We start from the raw sequence: 19,268 nt of genomic DNA, 5'->3' as shown, positions 1-19,268 counted from the left end.
GGCCACGCGTCGTGAAGCAGCGCCGATGGGGTCAGGCCCGGAGACGGGCCCGGGTCTCCCTGGCCGTCCGGCGCTTGACAGCGCGGCGCTCGTCTTCGGTCAGACCGCCGCACACGCCCATGTCCTGGCCCCCTTCGAGAGCCCACTGCAGGCACTCGCTCAGGACCGGACAGCGTCGGCACACCGCCTTAGCCTCCTCGATCTGGAGCAGGGCCGGGCCGCTGGTGCCGATGGGGAAGAACAGGTCCGGGTCTGCCTGCCGGCAGGCGGCCTGGTGACGCCAGTCCATCGTCGTGCCTCCGTTCGCGTTGCCGGATTGCTTCCCTGTTCGCCTTGCCGGTATCGCCGGCTCTATGCAGAGCGGCGGCGTCTTCTCGTTTCCCATCGGCGGGTACGGCTTCGTTCGGTGCGGGTTCGTTTAGTGCGGGCGTGTGGGGTAGGCGGGACGCATGTTCAGGCATCGACGTGTGCGTACGGCTGTTGTCCTCGCGATCAGCTGGGTGGTGTTGACAGGTGTCGAGCGCTGGGGCGAGGGCGCGCCCTGGTCGGCGGCGGTGCTCAGCGGGCTGCTGTGGGCGGTCGTGGTCACCGGCGCCTGGTGGTTCGCCGAATGGACGCAGGCGAGCCGGCTCCGCGGCACTCGCAGGTCGGAGCTCCGCCGCGAAGAGGCGGATCAGGGACGGTAGACCGCGCCGGGGGGCGGGGCTGGCCGGGGCCGGAAGCCGGGACACGGCCAGCAAGGTGTGGTCCGGGCCGCGGAGTTCGGGGATCGTCTGCTCGGCCGCGGGGATGGGGCCGCGTACCTCACTCACCAGCTCGTCATCAAGGCCACCGCCCAGGCTTCCGAGCCGCGCGTCCGCCCCGGCCGGGCCAACGCCCGGGAACGGCTGCGGGTCCTGGCTCGCCTGCGCGAAGCGGTCCTCGCCGTCGCTCGGGGCCGCACCAGCGAGGACATCGCGGGCGCCCTCCACCGGAGACGTCGTACCCACCGTCACCTCATCCGTGTCCGCCGCGATGACCAAACTCGGGCTCACCGGCCGGGTCCGGATCGCCATCCCCGTCCACGACGCCGACTTCGGCAGCGATCCGGCCGGCCGCGGAACCCCGTGAGTCCTCGGCCCCCGGCGGCGTGGCCGCGGGGGTCTGTGGTCCGGCGCAGGCCCCGCGCAGCGCGGTACGGGCCTGCCCGCGCAGCCAGGTGTGGGCGGGGTCGTTGTCGTAGCGCTGGTGCCAGGCGACGTAGACCGGGATGGCGGGCATGGTCAGGGGCTTCGGCAACGGCCGGACCCGGAGCCCGAAGTCGTCCAGGAGGCGGCGGCTGACGAGTTCGGGAACCGCCACGACGAGATCGTGGTGGCGGACGAACTGCAGGGCCGTGGCGTTGGTGGGCGCGGCGACCCCCACCTGTCGGGCCAGGCCCAGGGCCTGCAGCGCGTCGTCGACGGGGTCGCGCAGTCGTCCCCGGCGGGACACGGTGACGTGTTCGGCGGCCGCGTAGTCCTCGATGGTGAGGGCGGCGCTGTCCAGCGGGTGGCCGGGACGCATCGCGAGGACGAGCCGGTCGTGGCCCACGATCTCGCGGCGGATCTCGGGCGACGAGGGCTGGCTGGACGCGGCTTCGAGGTCGATGTCCCCCCGCCGCGGGTCATGGGTGTCGGTGGCGGCTTCGGCCAGGAAGCGCAGGCGCACCCCCGGCGCCTGGGCGCGCAGCGTACGGAGCAGGGCCGGGCCGGCTGCTGCGGCCAGGGCGTCGTGCCATTTCAGGATGAAGGTCCGGTCCAGGCGCGAGAGGTCGACCTCCGTCTGCGGGGAGAGGACGGCCTGCGCCTGCTGGACCAGTTGGTGCACGGTCGCGCGCAGGGCGAGGGCGCGGGGAGTGGGAGTCATGGTGCGGCCGGTTCGCACCAGGATCTGGTCGCCGGTGGCCCGGCGGATGCGGCCCAGGGTGCGGCTCATCGCCGGGGCCGAAACGTGGAGGCGGGCGGCGGCGTCCGTCACGCTGCCCTCTTCCAGCAGGGCGTCGAGCGCGGTGAGCAGATTCAAGTCCAGTTGCATGTAGGTAAATCCAGTCGTAACTAGATTGCATTTGAAGTTAATGATGCCTGGTCATAACGTCGTGGTCGAGCGGTCGGACGGCCGCCCACCCCCTCTCCCGCTGGAGCGATCATGAACGTCTTCTCCTCGCCCGGTACCGCCGCCGTCGAGACCACCGCCTCCACCGAGACCGCCGAGCTCGCCGCGCTGCTGGAGCGCACGGTGGCCGCCGTGGAGGCGGCCGGGGAGCTGCTGCGCGAGCGCCACGACGTGAGCGCGCGCCCCGGTGACCTCGACGAGGTGGTCCGCGCCATCTACGCCAACGACGAGGCGGTGATGGCGCTCATCGAGCGGCCGCTGCTGGCGGCGCGTCCCGGATCCCGTTGGGTGGAGGACGAGTTGGCGAGCGGCCTGCTGCCCGAGGGCGAATGGTGGGTCGTGGACACGGCCGAGGGCAACATCAACCACATTCACGGCATGGCCGAGTGGGGGGTGACCGCCACACTGGTACGCGCCAATGCCCCGTTACTGACGGTGGTCCACCTGCCGCTGACCGGCGACACCTACACCGCGGTCCGGGGCAGGGGGGCCCACCTCAACGGCGAGCCGTTGCGGGCCTCCGCCAAGACCGACCTCCGAGCGGCCCTCGTGGGGACCGGCCAGGCGAAGCCCGGTGAGGCCGAGGAAGCCCTTCGTCGCACGGGGGCCTCGGTGACCGCCATGCTGCTCAACGCGTTGGTCGTGCGGGTCTCGGTGCCGGCCACGCTGCAGCTCGTCCACGTCGCATCCGGTCGCATGGACGCCTTCTGGCAGTTCTCCGACGTTCGCTCGGGCCTCCTGCCCGGCGCGCTGCTGGTGTCCGAGGCGGGCGGCTCGGTCACCGACACCCGAGGAGAGCCGTGGAACCTGGCGAGCGCCGATTTCCTCGCCTCCGCCTCCGGATTGCACACGCGGGTGGTCGACGTCCTTTCCGACCTGGCCTGACCCCCTTCCCCCCTCCTTCCCCCTCCCACCCCCCTTTCCCCCTGCTCCCACGACTGGAGATCATCGTGAAGATCGCCGTACTCGGTTCCACCGGACGGACAGGCCGACTGGTGATCGCACGCGCAGTGGAACGCGGGCACGACGTCATCGCCCTCGCCCGCCGCCCGGAACAGATCGAGGCCCCGGCCGCCGGGAACCTGCGGGTGGTCCGGGCGGACGTGACCCAACCCGGCAGCGTCGAGGCAGCCGTTGAGGGTGCCGACGTCGTCGTGAGCGCCCTGGGCGTCACCAGGAAGCAGGACCCCGCCCTCCTCACCGAAGGTGCCCGCCAGGTCGTGTCGGCCGGCCCCCGCGTCGTCTAGCTCGCCTCCCTGGGCATGGGCGCCACCGAAGGGGCCTTCGGCACCTTCACCGGCGCTCTCCTCAAGCGCGTCCTGCGCCACGAGTGGGACGCCAAGGAGGTGTCCGGCCGCACCGTCCGCGCCGCGGGCGGCACCACCGTCCATGCCGGGCCGCTGACGGACAAGTCCCCTCAGGGAAACGGCCGCCTCATCCACACCGGGGACTTCCGCCCTCGGCTGGTCCCTCCCACGGCGCCGCGCGCGGGAATCGCCAGGCTCATGGTCGCGGAAGCGGAAACAGCGCACTTCGCCGACTCGGACACCATCGCCCTGTTCGAAAGCGGCGTCAGCCGAGGCAGCGGCGGCTGACCCCGCGCTGCCCTTGCGCGCGGCCACCGCACCGGCCAGTGCAACGGCACCGCGAGGCATATCAGCCACCCGCCCGCGTGCACCGCCCGGAATGCCTGCCGTGGTCGGGCCGCCCCAGGCCTGGTGGTGGTCGGGGCACGGCCCGGCTCAGCACCCGTCCGCCCCTCCGCCCCTGGGCGCCGGTTGTGCGGCCCTGTAACCGGGCGGCTCGCCCGGACCGCCCCGTCAGAGACGGCAGGGCCGCCGCCGGCCCGACCGGCAGAGCAAGGACCGCACCGGCGGCGGCATGGACGGTACGGCGGATCGCGGACATCGACGGGCTCCTCACCCTCGTTCTGCTGACGTCTCCGAATTTCTCACCGGCGGGGATCACCCGTCGTCACTCCACGGAGCCATTCGCGTCCGCATACCTGAGGGCTACCTCCGGTGGACCTCGGTGCCCCGCACAGCTCGGGCGGCGGTGTGGAGCCCGGGGGCGGGCGTCCCCGCCGGTAGGTTGGCGGGGTGAGCGAACACCGCGTACCGACCTGGGAAGTGACGGCGAGCGGGGGGCTGGAGACCGCCTGGGTGCAGATCCACCCCGGCCCCGCGGGCCCGCCCGACCCCGCGAGCCACGCCCCCGGCCCCGCGAGCCCCGGGCGGCTCCTCGCCCGGGGCCGGGCCGTCGGCACGGAGCCGGAGCCCTACTGGCTCTCGTACGAGCTGGAGACCGGCGACGACTACGCCACCCGGCGCCTGACCGTGCGCGTGGAGGACGCCGGACAGGTACGGGAACTGGACCTGCGGCGCTCGGCAGCCGGCGGGTGGACCGTCGACGGGCACCCGCGGCCGGACCTGGAGGGGGCGTTCGACTGTGACCTCGGCCTGTGCCCCCTCACCAACTCCATGCCCGTGCTCCGGCACGCCCTGCACCGGAACCCGGGCGAGCACGCTTTCCTGATGGCCTGGGTGTCCGTGCCCGACCTGGCGGTCCGGCCGTCCCGGCAGACGTACACGCACCTCGGCCGCACCGGCTCGGGCGGCGCACGCATCCGCTACGCCTCCGGGGACTTCACCGCCGACGTCGACTTCGACGCGGACGGCCTCGTCGTCGACTACCCGGACCTGGCCCGCCGCCGCTTCATCGGCTGACGCGCCGACCTGCCGGCGAGCCCGCCCGCGAGTCCCCCGGCGAGCCAGCCGGCGCCGTCCGCACGTGCCGTCACCCGCCGGCGGTGTCCTTCCCCGGCCGCGACGCGCGGGCCACGGCCAGGAGGGCCAGCCCGCAGCCGGCCACCAGGATCCAGCCGGGACGGGACGCGTGCGCCAGAGCGGCCGGGCCGGTTCCCGCGACGAGGCCCCCCGCGGCGGCGATGCCGACCGCGGCGCCGAACTGGCGGGCGGTGGACGTGATCGCCCCGGCCACTCCGGCCCGGTCGGACGGCAGCGCGCTCACCGCCGTGTTGGTGATCGGCGCGTTGGCGAAGCCGAACCCGGTGCCGATGAGCCCGTAGGCCAGCAGGAGCAGCGGAACACCGGTGTGCCGGTCGAGCCCGACCAGGAAGATCCCGCCGGCCGTAGTGAAGCCACCCGCCAGGACGAGCGGCACCCGTGGTCCGACACGGCCGACCAGCCGCCCGGACAGGGGTGCGCAGACGGCCGCCCCTACGGCCATGGGCAGGGTCGCCGCCCCCGCGGCCAGGGGCGTCCAGCCCCGGGTGTGCTGCAGGTACAGGGTGGAGAGGAGCAGCGTGACGTTCAGGGCCGCGAAGACCGCCACCGCCCCCAGCACGGCGCTGCTGAAGGCCGGACGAAGGAAGAGACGCGGATCCATCAGCGGCTCGGGCCGGCGGCTCTCGACCCGTACGAACGCGGCCGCCGCCAGCACGGCGACTCCGTACGCACCCCATGCCGCGGGCGAGGTCCAGCCGATGCGCGGCCCCTCGATCAGGACGCCGACCACGGCCACCATGGCCGCGGTGAGCAGGGCCTGGCCCGGCAGGTCGAGCCGCCGCACGCGCTTGGCGCGGGACTCCGGCACGAAGACGGCGGTGAGCACGAGGGCGGCCACGATGACGGGTGCGTTGATCCAGAACAACGACCGCCAGCCGAACTCCGCCACGAGGGCGCCGCCCGTGACCGGGCCCACGGCCATGCTGAGCCCGAAGACGGACGCCCAGACGCCGATCGCCCGCGCCCGCTCCCTCGGGTCGGGCATCGTGTTCACCACGATCGCCAGCGCGACCGGGCTGAGCATCGAGGCGCCGACGCCCTGGACCGCACGGGCCGCGATGAGCGCACCGGCCGAGGGGGCGAGTGCGCAGAGCAGTGATGCCGCGCCGAACACCGCCAGCCCCAGCTGGAAGATCCGCCGGCGTCCGAACCGGTCCGCCAGCGCGCCGGACGAGATCAGGAGACTGGCCAGGACCAGGGTGTACGCGTCAACGGTCCATTCGAGGCCGTGCGTTCCGATCCGGAGACCCTGCCCGATCGCGGGCAGGCCCACGTTGACGATGGTGGTGTCGAGGCCCACCAGGAACATGCTGAGGCAGCAGACGGCAAGCACCGTCCACCGCCTGCGCGCGCTCGGTTCGGTGGGGAGCGGGACGGGACGGGTCGTCGCGGTCACGGTGTGCCTCTCACGTGCGGGTACGGGTACCCGGTCAGGCTCGTGCGGGCCGGGCGCCGGTGACCAGGAAACTTGCGGACACTGCAAAATGGGTCCATGCACGAGCACCCCGGGGACGCGACGCCCCCCACGGATCCACCGGCCGCCGCGGGCGGCGCCCGCGCCGCGGACGCCGAGGTCAAGCGGGTGATTGACGGGATCGGGCCCCGGCTGCGCGGCCTGCGCCGCGACCGCGGGCTCACCCTGGAGGCGCTGGCGGCCGCGACCGGGATGTCGGTGAGTACGCTGTCCCGCCTCGAATCGGGCAAGCGCCGCCCGACGCTGGACCTGCTCATCCCGCTCGCGCGCCTGTACCGCGTCGCACTCGACCAGCTGGTGGCCGCACCGGCCAGCGGCGACCCCCGGGTGCACCTGGAACCCGTACGCAAGGGACACGGGAGCATCCTCGTCCCCCTGACCCGGTACCCGGGCCGGGTGCAGGTGTTCAAGCAGGTGCTGGCGCCCCGCGAGCCGAAGTTGGTGAGCCACGAGGGCCACGAGTGGCTCTACGTCCTCGCCGGGGAGCTGCGTCTCGTCCTGGGAGAGCGGGAGTTCGTCCTGCGCCCCGGCGAGGCGGCCGACTTCGACACCGGTGAGCCCCACTGGTTCGGTCCCCCGGGCACGGGCACGGTGGAGATCCTCCACCTGTTCGGGCCGCGCGGCGACCAGGCCGTCGTACGAACCGGCCACTCCGGGGCTGTCAAAGCGCGGGGTTGAGGCGGCGGGCCGGGGGCACCCGGGTTCCATGACCAGTCACGACACGTGGAATCACCGACAGGCCCCGGAGTTCGTCGAGGGCGTGGACCTGGCCGGCTGGCCGGTGGAGGCGACCGACGGCACCGTGGGCAAGGTCGACAAGCACTCGGCCGAAGTGGACTCGTCCTACCTGGTGGTCGACACCGGGGTCTGGATCTTCGGCAAGGAGGTCCTGATCCCGGCCGGGACCATCACCCGGATCGAGCTGGACGAGCAGCGGGTCTACGTGGGCCTGTCGCGGGTGCAGATCGAGAACGCGCCCGAGTTCGACCAGCACCTGCACCTCGGCGACCCGGCCTACCACGCCGGCCTCAGCACCCACTACGGCCCCGGCTACCCCGTCTGAGCACCACCGCGCCCCCGCCCGCCGCCCCTTCGGCGTGGCGCGGGAGCGGTACGGCTACCGGGTCACGGCCGTCACCGACGGGCTGCGGGGCCTCACTGCTGTTCGGGGGGCTTGCCCTGGGCCGCGGACACCTCGATGATCTCGGGCCGGCCGGCGGCGTTGAGCCGCAGGATCGGAACCGCCTTGTTGCGGGGGTTGCCGTTGTTCTGGAAGGAGATGAAGCCGCTCGCCCCCGCCACCTGCTGACTGCCGTCCATCTGGTGGAACATCCGCGCCACCGCGTCCCCGGCGACGGCGCCCTGCCAGCGCGCGGCCATCTGGACGCCGTGGGCGGCCGTGAGCACGGCGTCGTGGCCCATCAGCGCGCCGCCGTCGTGGCGCGGGTCGTGGGGGAACCACTGGTCGAGCAGTCCGCCCTCCTGGAAGTTCTTGGCCGAGGGGGCGGAGACCGACTGCGGGGAGGTGCGGTACATGTCGGGGTGGGAGAGCCCGGTGTACAGGACCTCGACCCCGGTGTCGGCGGCGTGGGCGAGCTGCTCGGCGGTGAGGTTGGTGGTGTCGTCACCGGCGAAGACGGTGAACTTCTGCTCGGTGCAGCTGCGGTTGGACAGGTAGTCGAGGAAGTGGGTGAGGTGCTGGCCGCGGCCGGCGAAGTAGACGACCTGGGGGCTCTGGAGGCACAACTGGCCTGACATGTAGCGGAGTTCGTTCTGCCAGGCGCTGCCCACGGAGGAGTCGTACGTCATCCGTTCGGCCACCAGTCTGTGTGTGCCGCCGTCGTCGAACGCCTCGGTGAAGGCCGTGCCGAGGGTGGAGGCGTACAGGTTGCCCCGGGCCACGTCCTGGATGACGACGGCGCTGGCGGTGCCGCGCCGCTTCAGGAAGCCGGCGGCGGCGTACGCCTCGTCGACGTTGGTGGGGGCGACCCGGACGAATCCGTTGATGTTCTGGATGTTGGTGGCGGTCATGGTGGCCCCGACCATGGCGATGCCGTGCTCCGAGAGCCGCTTGACGGCGGCGAGGTTCTCGTCCGTACTGGGGCCCAGTCCGGCGACCGCGACCAGCCGGTCCGGGGAGTCCTTGCGGGCGATCAGCTCGTCGACGGTGTGCCGCCAGTGCACCGACGTGCTGCCCGGGTTCGCGATCAGCAGGCGGATCTTGGGCGTGGCCGACAGGTCGCCGCGGTTGTGGCGGTACTGGGCGAGGTACGCGCCCTGCAGTTCGTGCCGGACGCCCTCCGCGGAGTTGCTGTCCTCGGCGGTGGTGGTGAAGGAGGTCAGGTACGCGACGCTGACGTAGGGCTCCTCGTCGGCGCCGGCGAGGACCCGGGCGTTCTCCTCCCGGATCTTCTTCCCGACCGCGTCGAGGTGGGGGGCGAAGGCGTAGGAGCCGTCGGTCACCCCGACGCATTCGCCCCGCTCGCCCCGTTCGACGACTCCCTCCGCGCAGGTCGACCGGCGTTCCTGGATCCAGTCGGCCCCCAGCCAGACGGCCGTGGCGAGCACGGCGGCGGCGACCAGGGCGAGGACGGCGCGGCGGACGACGTGCAGCGGCCATTCGAGTCGGGCCACGGGCTCAGCCCTCTCCGCCGGCGGTCTGGGGGTCGCGCCAGTGGCGGTGTCGCTCCGCCTCGTTGAAGAGGGCCACGATGTCGTTCCTCCGCAGTTGGGACAGCTGGGTGAAACCGTCGGCGAGCATGTCGTTGAGTCGCATGGCGGGGTCGGCGAGCGGGTCGCTCCACACCCAGCGGGTGGTGACCAGCGTGTGGATGACGGATTCCACGTCCATCACGCGCCCTCCGCGTCCGCCGGCCCGCGGGCCGAGTCCGGCGAGGAGGTCCAGCGGACCGCCGTCGGCGGGAAGGCGGTTGGGGGCCGCGGTGACGGCGCTGAACTCCGCGATCCATTGCAGGGCCGGGACGGTCGTGAAGCGCCGCGTCAGGTGGGCGGCCACCGCGTCGGTCCGCCCGAGGGCGAGCTCGTGGTACATCTCCTGGACCGGCCGCCCCTCGTCCCGGTAGTGCTCGGCGAGGAGTTCGTGCGCGGTGTCCCACGCGTCGGGGCGCCGGGCGAGCCGCCACAGCAGCAGCCGGCGCAGCCACGGGTGGAGCACGGGGACGACGGCGGTCGGCCCGGACAGCAGCCAGCGGGACCGGACCTCGCCGAACAGGGCGTCGCCGGGGCTGAGGAGCCGCGTGCCGACGGAGAAGTCACGGGCGGCGGCGCATTCGGCGAGGGCGGCGCGCCCGGTCTCGTCGAAGTCGCGCAGGAGGTGGCCGAGGGCGGTGTCGGCGAGGGTGGCGGTGCTCTCGCCGATGCTCAGCGGCCGGTCGGGGAGGGCCCGCAGCCAGCGGTCCTGCCGGGGGCCGGAGTCCGGGGGCGGCCCGGACTGGCGCAGTGTCTCCAGGACCTGGTGGACGGCGCGCGGCAGGCCGCCGGTGAGGCGGTGCACGAAGGGGGTGAGGCGGGTCAGCGGGGCGAGGTCGCCGTGCCCGCCGAGCTGGAGCTCGATGCGGATGCGGACCTCGTCGAGGTTGAGGTCGCGCAGGCGTAACGGGTACCACCAGGTGTCCTCGCTGTCCCGGGTGGGCCGGTGGGTGTTCCAGTCGGACAGGGAGGCCCGGTCGGGGCCGCGCAGCTGCCAGGGCCAGGAGTCCCCGCTGGCGGGGCCCCAGCGGGACAGCCAGCGGTTGGAGCTGGCGACGACGGTCAGGGGGTCGCTGGCGTGCCCGGCCACGACCGTCTCGTCGTGCCGGGCGCGCACGAGCAGGTCCAGGAAGCGGCGGCCGTACTCGGTGTGGGAGTTGTCCAGGAGGAGCAGGTAGGAACGGGGCATGAAGTTGCGGGCGGTGTTGCGTCTGAGGTCCTCCAGGAACGCCGAGAACAGCACGAGGTCGAGGCGCTCCTGTTCGTTCTCGTCCCCCTCGTGGCGCCACAGGTTGAGCTCGACGAGGGCCTCCATGGGATCTCCGCTGCGGATCATGGGGTGCGCCCCGTACCAGTGGGCGCCCGTGGTGAGCCGGCTGCCGGGCCTGCCGCGGAGCAGGCCCGGCATGCTGCGGCGGCCCCGTCTCAGGGCGTCCTGGAAGAGGGCGAGAGCGGCGGTGGAGGCGCCTTCGGGCATGCCGACGGCACCCATGCCGACTTCGAAGAAGGCGGCGAGGTAGTCGCCGTGGCGGGCCTCGTTGTCCTGCTGGAACTGGTCGAGCTGCCGCTGGACCGCGCGCCGGCCCTCGGCGAGGTTGCGCATCCTCAGTTCCTGGTCGGAGGCCAGCAGGCCGAGACTGAGCAGCGGGAAACGGGAACGTCCGTAGCGGGGCAGTTTGCGTTCGAGCTGGCGGGCGAGGAGGCCGAGGGCATAGCGGGGCAGGAGCGACTGGGAGCCGCCGAAGTTGACGAAGGCGAAGGGGTACTCGGGCCCGAAGTGCTCCATCAGGGCGCTGTGCGCCTCGCTGGCGCCGCTGCCGGGCGGTCCGAGCAGCATCGTGAGGGGGCGTTCGGCCGCCGGGCTCTCCTTGAGGCACGCGCCGACGAGGGTGAGGATGCCGCTGCGGCCCCGCAAGCCCATGCCGATACCCGGCTCCGTCACGTGTCCGCCCCCCAGGCTCCGCGCATTCGAGGACACGAGCCTGTCATCTGTTCCCGATCTCTGCCATAGGCCGGGTCTCCCGGATTCGGGGTTGGAACCGGCCTGTGACAAGGGCGGGGACCGGCATGTGACAGGGGCGGGGACCGTCATGTGACCGATGAAGGGGACCGGCCTGTGACAATGGCGGAGTGTTGTACCCGTATCCGCCCGAACCCGTGAGCGCGGAGCCACCCGCCTCGCCGGCCCGGCCCCTGCTGACGCAGTCCTGGCTCGACCTGGCGTTCCTGCACTGGGCGGTCGACCCGGCCGAGGTGGCCCCCCTGCTGCCGGCCGGGACGGTCCCCGACACCCTCGACGGGGTCTCCTACGTCGGCCTCATCGCCTTCCGCATGCACCGCGTGGGCTGGCTGGGGCTGCCCGGCGTGCCGTACTTCGGCTCCTTCCCGGAGACGAACGTACGGCTGTACTCGGTGGACGCGCAGGGGCGGCGCGGTGTCGTCTTCCGCTCCCTGGACGCCTCCCGGCTGCTGCCGGTGGTGATCGCGCGCGCCGCCTTCCGGTTGCCCTACCGGTGGGCGCGGATGTCCGTCGTGCGCGACGGCGACGTCCTCACGTACACGGGTACGCGCAGGTGGCCGGGCCCGCGGGGAGCGCGCTCGCGCATCTCCGTCCGCGTGGGCCGGCCGATCGCGGAGCCGACCGCGGTGGAGCACTTCGTCACGGCCCGCTGGGCCCTGCACAACGACTTCCACACCGGCCCGCTGTACCTGCCGAACACCCATCCGCGCTGGCCGCTGCGGCGCGCGGAGCTGCTGGAGTGCACGGAGGACCTGATCGCCGCCGCGGGACTGTCCGCCCCGGCCGGCGCCCCGGACAGCGTCCTGTACTCCGAAGGGGTTCCGGTCCGCTTCGGCCGTCCCCGCCGGCTGACCGCGCGCTGACGGGACCGGCCCCCGCGCGGCGGGTCGGCGGGCGCGCGGACCGCGGGCCGGCGTCGGGCCGGCCGCCGCTCAGGCCTCGTCCCGCACCAGGGTCAGCAGCCGGTCCAGGACGCGGGACCCGCCCGCGCGGACGCCGTCGTGCTCGAACTCGTCCGTCACCCAGGTCCGCAGCCCCCGGATCGCGCGGGCCGTCTCCAGCGAGTGCGCGGTGTCGACGTACAGGTCGTCGTGGTAGACGGCGGCGGCCACGGGCACCTCGTTGACGGCGAGTCGGGCCGGGTCGTACAGGGGCGTCCAGCCCGTACGGGCGGCCAGCAGCTCGGCGGTCTCGCGCAGCGGGACGAGGGCGGGGTCGGTGGTGAAGTGCCACGGGTGGACGTTCTCCGCGGTGAACAGCAGGGGTTCCGCTCCCGCGAGGGTCTTGCCGGCGTCGAAGCGCGGGTGGCGGGCTCGCACCCGGTCGGCGGCCCAGGCGGTGGGGACGGCCGGGTCCTGGGCGTAGATGGACTCGTGGATCAGGGCGTACAGGGGGTGTCCGGCGAAGGAGAGGAGGCCGTGGACGCCCTCCAGGAACGCGTCGGAGAGCTGCGGTCCGCCGGGGGTGGGAACGAAGGCGTCCTCCAGGAGGTAGTGCAGCTGGTGGCTGCCGTCACCGGAACCGAGGAGGATGCCGAGGGACTGGAAGGCCTCGGGGGTCAGCCGCCGGCCGCCCGGGGATGCGGCCGGGCCGTCGGCCAGGTGGGCGGCGATCCGGCGGGCGCGCTCCACGTCCATGGGGTAACGGGCGTAGTGCGCGGCGGTCTTGCGCTCCATCCGGGGGTACGCGGCCTCGTACACCTCTTCGGCGGTGGCGGTCAGCGACGGCAGTCCGCCGGTGATCAGGACCGCGGCCAGACCCTCGGGCGCGTGGCCGAGGTAGTGGGTGGCGCAGAAGCCGCCGAAGCTCTGCCCCAGGACGGTCCAGGGGGCGCCGCCGGTCAGGCCGGGCCGGATGGCCTCGGCGTCGCGCACGATGGAATCGGAGCGGAAGTGGGCCAGGTAGTCGGCCTGTTGGGCCGGTCCGCCGCGCAGTGGCAGGGTCTGCCGGTTGACCGGGGTGGAGCGGCCGGTCCCGCGCTGGTCGAGGAGCAGGACGCGGAACTCGGTCAGGGCCCGGTCGAGCCACGCCTGCCGTCCGACGAACCGCCGCGCGCCGAAGCCGGGGCCGCCCTCCAGGTACAGCAGCCAGGGCAGTGTCCGCGGGTCCTTGCCGGCGGCGACGATCTCGCGGGCGTAGAGCTCGATCTGCTCGCCGTCCGGGTGCGCGTGGTCCAGGGGGACGGTGAACCGGTGGTCGGTGAGGACCGTTCCGGGCTGGCGGTAGCTGTGCTCTGCGGTCACGGACGGCCCCTGGGGTACGCGGTGCGAAGTCCCGTGCCCCAGCCGGGTCGCGGCGGGGGCACGGGTGTGGCGGTCCGGCCGAGTCTAGTACGGGGTCGCCTTCCCGGTACGGGGCCCGGCGGGACTCCGGGGCTTACGGGAACTCGACCACCGAGCGGAGCACCTCGCCGCGTTCCATCCGGGCGAACGCGTCCTCGACGCCGTCGAGCGGGATCGTCTCCGACACGAACGCGTCCAGGTCCAGGCGGCCTTGGAGGTAGAGGTCGACGAGCACCGGGAAGTCGCGCTCGGGCAGGCAGTCCCCGTACCAGGAGGACTTCAGGGCGCCGCCGCGGCCGAAGACGTCCAGGAGCGGCAGTTCGAGCTTCATCTCCGGGGTCGGGACGCCGACCAGGACCACGGTCCCGGCCAGGTCGCGGGCGTAGAACGCCTGCCGGTAGGTCTCCGGGCGGCCCACGGCGTCGATGACCACGTCGGCGCCGTTCCCGTCGGTCAGCGCCTGGATCGCCTTGACCACGTCCTCGGTACCGCCGTTGACGGTGTGCGTGGCGCCCAGACCTCGGGCCCACTCCAGCTTCCGGTCGTCCAGGTCCACCGCGATGATCTTGGAGGCGCCGGCGAGGCGGGCGCCCGCCACGGCGGCGTTGCCCACTCCCCCGCAGCCGATGACGGCGACGGAGTCGCCCCGTCCGACGCCACCGGTGTTCAGGGCGGCGCCGAGGCCGGCCATCACGCCGCAGCCCAGGAGTCCGGCGGCCGCGGGCGAGGCGGCCGGGTCCACCTTCGTGCACTGCCCGGCCGCGACCAGGGTCTTCTCGGCGAAGGAGCCGATGCCGAGCGCCGGGGACAGCGGCGTGCCGTCCTCCAGGGTCATCGGCTGGGTCGCGTTGTGCGTGGCGAAGCAGTACCAGGGCCGTCCGCGCCGGCACGCCCGGCAGGTGCCGCACACCGCGCGCCAGTTGAGGACGACGAAGTCGCCGGGCGCCACCGAGGTGACGTCGGGGCCCACCGACTCGACCACGCCCGCGGCCTCGTGGCCCAGCAGGAAGGGGAACTCGTCGTTGATTCCGCCCTCCCGGTAGTGCAGGTCGGTGTGGCAGACCCCGCAGGCCTGGACCCGGACCAGCGCCTCGCCGGGTCCGGGGTCGGGGACGAGGATCGTCGTCGTCTCCACCGGTGCGCCCTTGCTCCGGGCGATGACCCCTCGTACGCGGTGCGTCACGTGCTACCCCACTCTCATTCGGCTGCCGTCCGAACGTACACGGACGCCCCACCGGGCGGGAGCCGTCTCACCGCGCGGCGCGCGAACCGGCCGGGTCCGGCGGTACGGACTCCCGCAGTGCGGCGGGGTCGGGGGGCGCGGCGACTCCGAGTCGGGCGGTGGCGGCGGTCAGCCGCGCTCGACCACGACGGACGGCGGATGACCGCGACGGACCGCGGCGGCCCGCAGAACGCCGGAAAGAGTCCCCCGTGGGCGATTCGCCACCAACGTACGAGTCGTCCGAATGAGGCATGGGGAGCGGCGACTTGCCCGAATTGGGATACCAGCTCTCAAACCGTGACGTCAGTCACTCGGACGCATTCAACATCATTTCCGCGCGAGCGGCCGATTCCCTTTCCCTGGAAAGGGAATCGGCAATTGCGTGAAGAGCCTTCCATGGTCATTTTGCGGGCGGAATGCGGGAAGTCGATCTCCGAGCGGAATTCGCGTCTTGTTCCCGCCCGGCGAACTCGCCTACGGTCACCTCGTTCCCAGCGGCCGACAGCCGAATCAGGCCGCCGCCGGGGATCTCCCGTCCCCCCACGTGAGGAATTCCGCCATGCCCGCACAGGGTAAGCACCGCCGGACGAAGCAGAACCCGATCACCCGCAAGCTGGCCCTGGTCGGCACCGGCGGGCTGGCCCTCGCCCTCCCCCTGGTCGGCGCGACCGGCGCCGGAGCGGCCGAGTCGGCCGCCGCGCCGACGACGTACGCGGTGGTCGCCGGCGACACCCTGTCGCAGATCGCGGCGAAGCACTCCCTCACCGGCGGCTGGGAACAGCTTTACGCCGCGAACCGGAGCACCATTGGCGACAACCCGGCGACCATCCGCCCGGGTCTGAAACTGACGCTCGGCACGGCGGCGAAGAAGGCCACCACCACAGCGGCCACGACCTACCCGAACAACCTGGACGGCTGGATCCGCGAGTCGCTCGCCGTCATGGCTCAGCACGGAATTCCCGGAACCTACAACGGAATTCACCGCAACATCATGCGGGAATCCTCCGGTAATCCGCTGGCCATCAACAACTGGGACTCCAACGCCGCGGCCGGCATCCCCTCCAAGGGCCTGCTCCAGGTCATCGACCCGACCTTCCGGGCCTACCACGTGCCGGGCACGTCCCTGGACTCGTACGACCCGGTCGCCAACATCACCGCCGCCTGCAACTACGCGGCCAAGCGCTACGGCTCCATCGACAACGTGAACGGCCCCTACTAGAGGGCCCGGGGCGCGCTCGCCGGCCCGCGGAACACCGCGGGCCGGCGCCGCGTTCAGGAGCGCTGGACCTTCCGCACCGTGCCGTCGATCCCGGCCAGGACGTATCCGCCCTGGCCGTACTCGTCGCTCAGGTACGGCCTCATGCACGGCTGGTCGTCCATCATCCAGGCGTCGACGATGACGTACCGCGACCTCGGAGCGGTCACCCCGAGCTCCTTCTGGGACCGCTCCAGCAGGCCGGGGAGGGCGTCCCAGGAGACCGTCGACATGTCGATCAGTGGCTTGTCCGCGTTGACGGTGCCCTTGGGACCGGTGCGTTTGGCGGCCCCGTCGCGGTACTGCCAGGCGTCGACCGTCTTGGCGCCGGGGGCGGTGGGGATCGAGGCGAGGACGTACCCGTCGTAGACCAGCAGGTCCACGAACACCGTGGTCCCGGCCTGCTGTTTGAACGCCTCCAGCGCCGTCCGGACGCCCGCCGGACTGAGCAGCCCGCCCTGGGGCGGGGCAGGGGTGGTGTCCGGCTGCCGGCCGCCCGTGGCGCCCCGGGGCAGGCTCGCCTGCGGGACGGGCGTCTTCGCGGACGGGGTGCCGGAGCCGCCGGTGGCGGCGGTGGGGCCCTTCGCGTCGCCGCCGGACCGCTCGCCCCCGCCGGGCAGCCACTGGACGAGGCCGACGACCCCGCCCGTCAGCGCCACGGTCAGGACCGCGGCGATCAGCGCCGTCCGGCGGCGCGGGCTGCGGGCCGCCGGGACCGGCGCGGTGGCGTCGTACGGAGAGCCGCCACCGGTACGGAACGGCGTCGGCGTGTGGGCCCGGTGCGCCGACGGCCCGTACGGACCGTAGGGCGCGGGGAGCCCGGCGGGCGCCGACGACGCGGCGGCCGGTACGGCGTGCGGGGGCGGGGGCGGGCCGAACCCGCCGGCCGGACCCGCGACAGCGGTGCTCGCTCCGCGGAGCAGCTCCTCCAGGAGCGCCGCGTCCGGGCGCTCGGCCGGGTCCCGCACGAGCAGCCGTTCCAGTACGGGCCCCAGCGGGCCGGACCGTACGGGCGCGGGCAGCGGCTCGTCGAGCACGGCGACGACGGTGGCCAGGCTGGAGGCCCGGCGCAGCGGGTGGACGCCCTCCGCGGCCACGTACAACATCATGCCGAGCGACCACAGGTCGGAGGCGGCCAGCCCCTCGGCGCCGCGCACCCGCTCGGGCGCGATGTACTCGGGCGAGCCGATCAGCACCCCGGTCGAGGTCAGACCCGTCGAATCGTGCAGGGCGGCGATGCCGAAGTCGGTGAGCACAGCGGAGCCGTCGGGGCGCAGCAGCACATTGGCCGGTTTCACATCACGGTGGAGGACGCCCTCGGCGTGCGCGGCGCGCAGTGCGGACAGGACGTCGAGGCCGAGCCGGATCACCTCCGGGACCGGCATGGGGCCGGACTCCAGCCGGTCGTACAGCGAACCGCCCCGGACCATCTCCATGACGATCCACGGGTGGCCCTCCGCGCCCGGCGCGGGCTCCACGATGTGGTGGATCGTCACGACGTTCGGGTGGGCGAGCCGGGCCAGGGCACGGGCCTCGCGGACAGCGCGTTCCCGCAGCTGGTCGGCGAGACCGGGCTGGGCGGCGGCGGTGGCCGGGTCCGGCGGGCGCACCTCCTTCAACGCGACGTCGCGGTGCAGGGCGATGTCGCGGGCGCGCCACACCGTGCCCATGCCGCCGGTGCCCAGGGGCTTGATCAGTTCAAACCGGCCGTCGATCAGCTGTCTGCCGGCCTCGCTCGTCTCCATGGCCGGTCATCGTAGGCGCCCGGTCCGTCAGCAGCGGCGGCGGTCCACCGTGAGGGTGCCCTGCACCGCGGTGAGCGTGCGGTCGTGACACCCGCCGGCCACCTGAGCCCCGTACGCCCGGGTGCGGGCGGTGGTGGTGGCGACGGCGTGCCGCTGGTCGCGCGGGACGTTGGCGGTGTACGTGGCGTCGCCCGTGTAGCGGTCGTCGAGCCGGGAGGCATCGACGGTCCGGCCACCGCGTCGGGTCGCGGTGTCCGCACGGTCTCCGAGGGACAGGACGGTGCGCAGCCGGTCGCCGGCGCCGAGGGTGGTCTCGCCGTCCATCGTGTACGTGCGGACGGTACGGGTCGTGACGGCGCCGCGGGTCACGTTCTCCTCGTCGGTCCACTCGGCGGTCAGGGCGTCGAGGTTCTCGCCGTCGGTCCAGCGGTGGACGGAGGTGTTGCGGACCGCGCGGGTGACGGTGGTGGTGACCCGGCCGTGCGAGGTGTCGAGGTACCCGGCGACGGTGAGCCGGCGGCCGCCCTCGGTGTCGAGGCGGTGTGCGGAGCCGGGTGCGGCGGGCGTCCAGCGGGAGTGTCCGGCCTGCCCGCCCTCCTCGTGCCGGGTCAGGGCGCCGGTGACGACCGCCCGTGCCTCGTCCTGCCACAGCAGCAGGTTGGTCGGGGTGCTCCAGCCGCTCTGGCCGGCCGGGACGCCGGCGACGGTCACCTCGATCCGGTGCGGGCGGCCGTCGTTGAGGAGGGCGGCGAAGGGGGTGAGGTCGTAGAGGACGGGCTGGACGTCGAAGGCGCGGGGGCCGGGGGTGACGTACCAGAGGAAGGGGTTGGACCAGCCGCCGGTCCAGACGGTGGGGAAGGGCGCGGCGAGGCCGGCGAGCCGGCCGTCGACGTGGACGCGTACCTCGCGGTACGGGCCGTCCGCCGCCTTGCAGGAATACGGGGCCGCGTCCGGGACGGTCAGGTACCAGTACTCCTCGCAGCCGCCCCCCGAGCCGGTGGCGTACACCTCGGCGAGGAGCCGTTCGGTGTTGCGCGGGGTGGTGACGGCCGGGGAGGTGAGCGGCAGGACGCGATCGGGGGTCGCGGCCGGTCCGGTGCCGCCCTCGGCTGCGTGGAAGGTGAGGGTCACGGTGACGTCGATGACTCCGGTGTAGGTGTCGTCGACGACGTTCCCGATGAGCATTTCGACGGGCTGCGGCCGGGCGAGGGTGTCGCGGTAGCGGGTGACGTCCTTCTCCACGGACCAGGTGATGCCGTCGGGCGAGGGCTGGGGCGTGGAGGTGCGCAGGATCTCCACGCCGCCGAGCGAGAGGTGGCCGAGGCGGTCGTACTGGCGGCCCTTGACCTTCCCGTCGAGGCGGAGCACGACCGCGGCCCAGTGGTCGGCGCCGCAGCCGGCGGGGGGTGCGTAGGAGCCCCGGTACGGGGTGAAGTCGCGGAACTGCGCCTCCGCGAGGGTCACCCGGCAGGACCGTGTCGTGGGGCGGGCGACGGGCGGGGCGGGCGTGAGGGGGTCGTGCCAGTCGCTGCCGAACTCGGCGGGCGGCGTCGCGGCGCCGGGGGCGGGGGCGGGGGCGGGGACCGTGCCGCCGGGGGCCGGGGCCGTGCCCGGGGCGGAT

The 19,268-nt window shown here is 73.5% G+C and carries 17 protein-coding genes and 1 pseudogene; 9 read left to right on the top strand and 9 right to left on the bottom strand.

Annotated elements, in window-relative coordinates; translation table 11 throughout:
- Positions 1 to 31 precede the first annotated feature (31 nt).
- Positions 32 to 289 carry a WhiB family transcriptional regulator gene (locus tag ACFWW8_RS32625; protein ID WP_386534848.1) on the bottom strand — a complete coding sequence of 86 codons (258 nt, stop codon included), beginning with the start codon at positions 287 to 289 and terminating at the stop codon, positions 32 to 34.
- 178 nt (positions 290 to 467) lie between these two features.
- Here ACFWW8_RS32625 and ACFWW8_RS32620 point away from each other — a divergent pair, with 178 nt between their 5' ends.
- A complete protein-coding gene (locus tag ACFWW8_RS32620) occupies positions 468 to 686 on the top strand; it encodes a hypothetical protein (protein WP_386534846.1) in 219 nt (72 codons plus the stop codon).
- Positions 687 to 996: 310 nt separating this feature from the next.
- Here the strand turns inward: ACFWW8_RS32620 and ACFWW8_RS32615 are convergent, their stop codons facing one another.
- Positions 997 to 2,055 (bottom strand): LysR family transcriptional regulator, encoded by a 1,059-nt coding sequence (locus tag ACFWW8_RS32615; RefSeq protein WP_386534844.1) that lies wholly within the window; start codon positions 2,053 to 2,055, stop codon positions 997 to 999.
- Between the two features lie 111 nt (positions 2,056 to 2,166).
- Between ACFWW8_RS32615 and ACFWW8_RS32610 the strand changes: the two genes are divergently transcribed.
- The 4 genes from ACFWW8_RS32610 to ACFWW8_RS32595 all read left to right on the top strand — a co-directional run bounded on the left by ACFWW8_RS32610 (position 2,167) and on the right by ACFWW8_RS32595 (position 4,859).
- Positions 2,167 to 3,018: an inositol monophosphatase family protein gene (locus tag ACFWW8_RS32610; RefSeq protein ID WP_386534841.1), complete on the top strand. Its 852-nt coding sequence runs from the start codon at positions 2,167 to 2,169 to the stop codon at positions 3,016 to 3,018.
- A gap of 65 nt (positions 3,019 to 3,083) precedes the next feature.
- Positions 3,084 to 3,380: an NAD(P)-dependent oxidoreductase gene (locus ACFWW8_RS32605; RefSeq protein ID WP_386534838.1), complete on the top strand. Its 297-nt coding sequence runs from the start codon at positions 3,084 to 3,086 to the stop codon at positions 3,378 to 3,380.
- A gap of 15 nt (positions 3,381 to 3,395) precedes the next feature.
- A complete protein-coding gene (locus tag ACFWW8_RS32600; protein ID WP_386534835.1) occupies positions 3,396 to 3,728 on the top strand; it encodes a hypothetical protein in 333 nt (110 codons plus the stop codon).
- Positions 3,729 to 4,232: 504 nt separating this feature from the next.
- Positions 4,233 to 4,859: a putative glycolipid-binding domain-containing protein gene (locus ACFWW8_RS32595; RefSeq protein ID WP_386534832.1), complete on the top strand. Its 627-nt coding sequence runs from the start codon at positions 4,233 to 4,235 to the stop codon at positions 4,857 to 4,859.
- 70 nt (positions 4,860 to 4,929) lie between these two features.
- Here the strand turns inward: ACFWW8_RS32595 and ACFWW8_RS32590 are convergent, their stop codons facing one another.
- On the bottom strand, positions 4,930 to 6,336 hold the full coding sequence (locus ACFWW8_RS32590; RefSeq protein ID WP_386534829.1) for an MFS transporter: 1,407 nt from the start codon (positions 6,334 to 6,336) through the stop codon (positions 4,930 to 4,932).
- A 96-nt stretch (positions 6,337 to 6,432) separates the two neighbouring features.
- Here ACFWW8_RS32590 and ACFWW8_RS32585 point away from each other — a divergent pair, with 96 nt between their 5' ends.
- Complete coding sequence (locus ACFWW8_RS32585; RefSeq protein ID WP_386534826.1) at positions 6,433 to 7,092, top strand: helix-turn-helix domain-containing protein; 660 nt, start codon at positions 6,433 to 6,435, stop codon at positions 7,090 to 7,092.
- A 28-nt stretch (positions 7,093 to 7,120) separates the two neighbouring features.
- Positions 7,121 to 7,477: a PRC-barrel domain-containing protein gene (locus ACFWW8_RS32580; protein WP_386534823.1), complete on the top strand. Its 357-nt coding sequence runs from the start codon at positions 7,121 to 7,123 to the stop codon at positions 7,475 to 7,477.
- 92 nt (positions 7,478 to 7,569) lie between these two features.
- Here the strand turns inward: ACFWW8_RS32580 and ACFWW8_RS32575 are convergent, their stop codons facing one another.
- Both ACFWW8_RS32575 and ACFWW8_RS32570 read right to left on the bottom strand, forming a co-directional pair.
- The gene (locus ACFWW8_RS32575; RefSeq protein ID WP_386534820.1) at positions 7,570 to 9,048 is read right to left on the bottom strand and encodes a branched-chain amino acid ABC transporter substrate-binding protein; all 1,479 of its coding nucleotides are present in this window, start codon (positions 9,046 to 9,048) and stop codon (positions 7,570 to 7,572) included.
- A gap of 4 nt (positions 9,049 to 9,052) precedes the next feature.
- Positions 9,053 to 11,065, bottom strand: coding sequence for a hypothetical protein (locus ACFWW8_RS32570; protein ID WP_386534817.1), 2,013 nt, complete (start codon positions 11,063 to 11,065; stop codon positions 9,053 to 9,055).
- Between the two features lie 188 nt (positions 11,066 to 11,253).
- Between ACFWW8_RS32570 and ACFWW8_RS32565 the strand changes: the two genes are divergently transcribed.
- Positions 11,254 to 12,006 carry a YqjF family protein gene (locus ACFWW8_RS32565; RefSeq protein WP_386534814.1) on the top strand — a complete coding sequence of 251 codons (753 nt, stop codon included), beginning with the start codon at positions 11,254 to 11,256 and terminating at the stop codon, positions 12,004 to 12,006.
- Between the two features lie 69 nt (positions 12,007 to 12,075).
- On the opposite strand, the gene ACFWW8_RS32560 is transcribed toward ACFWW8_RS32565, so the two are convergent.
- Positions 12,076 to 13,386 carry an alpha/beta fold hydrolase gene (locus tag ACFWW8_RS32560; protein WP_386534811.1) on the bottom strand — a complete coding sequence of 437 codons (1,311 nt, stop codon included), beginning with the start codon at positions 13,384 to 13,386 and terminating at the stop codon, positions 12,076 to 12,078.
- 133 nt (positions 13,387 to 13,519) lie between these two features.
- Complete coding sequence (locus tag ACFWW8_RS32555; RefSeq protein ID WP_386534809.1) at positions 13,520 to 14,608, bottom strand: S-(hydroxymethyl)mycothiol dehydrogenase; 1,089 nt, start codon at positions 14,606 to 14,608, stop codon at positions 13,520 to 13,522.
- 598 nt (positions 14,609 to 15,206) lie between these two features.
- Here ACFWW8_RS32555 and ACFWW8_RS32550 point away from each other — a divergent pair.
- The gene (locus ACFWW8_RS32550; RefSeq protein ID WP_386534808.1) at positions 15,207 to 15,866 is read left to right on the top strand and encodes a transglycosylase SLT domain-containing protein; all 660 of its coding nucleotides are present in this window, start codon (positions 15,207 to 15,209) and stop codon (positions 15,864 to 15,866) included.
- Between the two features lie 53 nt (positions 15,867 to 15,919).
- Here the strand turns inward: ACFWW8_RS32550 and ACFWW8_RS32545 are convergent, their stop codons facing one another.
- A complete protein-coding gene (locus tag ACFWW8_RS32545; RefSeq protein WP_386534805.1) occupies positions 15,920 to 17,647 on the bottom strand; it encodes a protein kinase in 1,728 nt (575 codons plus the stop codon).
- Positions 17,648 to 17,674: 27 nt separating this feature from the next.
- Positions 17,675 to 19,204 (bottom strand): annotated as a pseudogene (locus ACFWW8_RS32540) (peptide-N4-asparagine amidase); the annotation flags it as partial.
- Positions 19,205 to 19,268: the final 64 nt, after the last annotated feature.

The sequence above is a fragment of the Streptomyces sp. NPDC058701 genome, assembly GCF_042715295.1.
Lineage (GTDB): Bacteria > Actinomycetota > Actinomycetes > Streptomycetales > Streptomycetaceae > Streptomyces.
The sequence above is the reverse complement of the archived record's forward strand: the minus strand, read 5'-3'. Positions and strand labels throughout refer to the sequence as shown.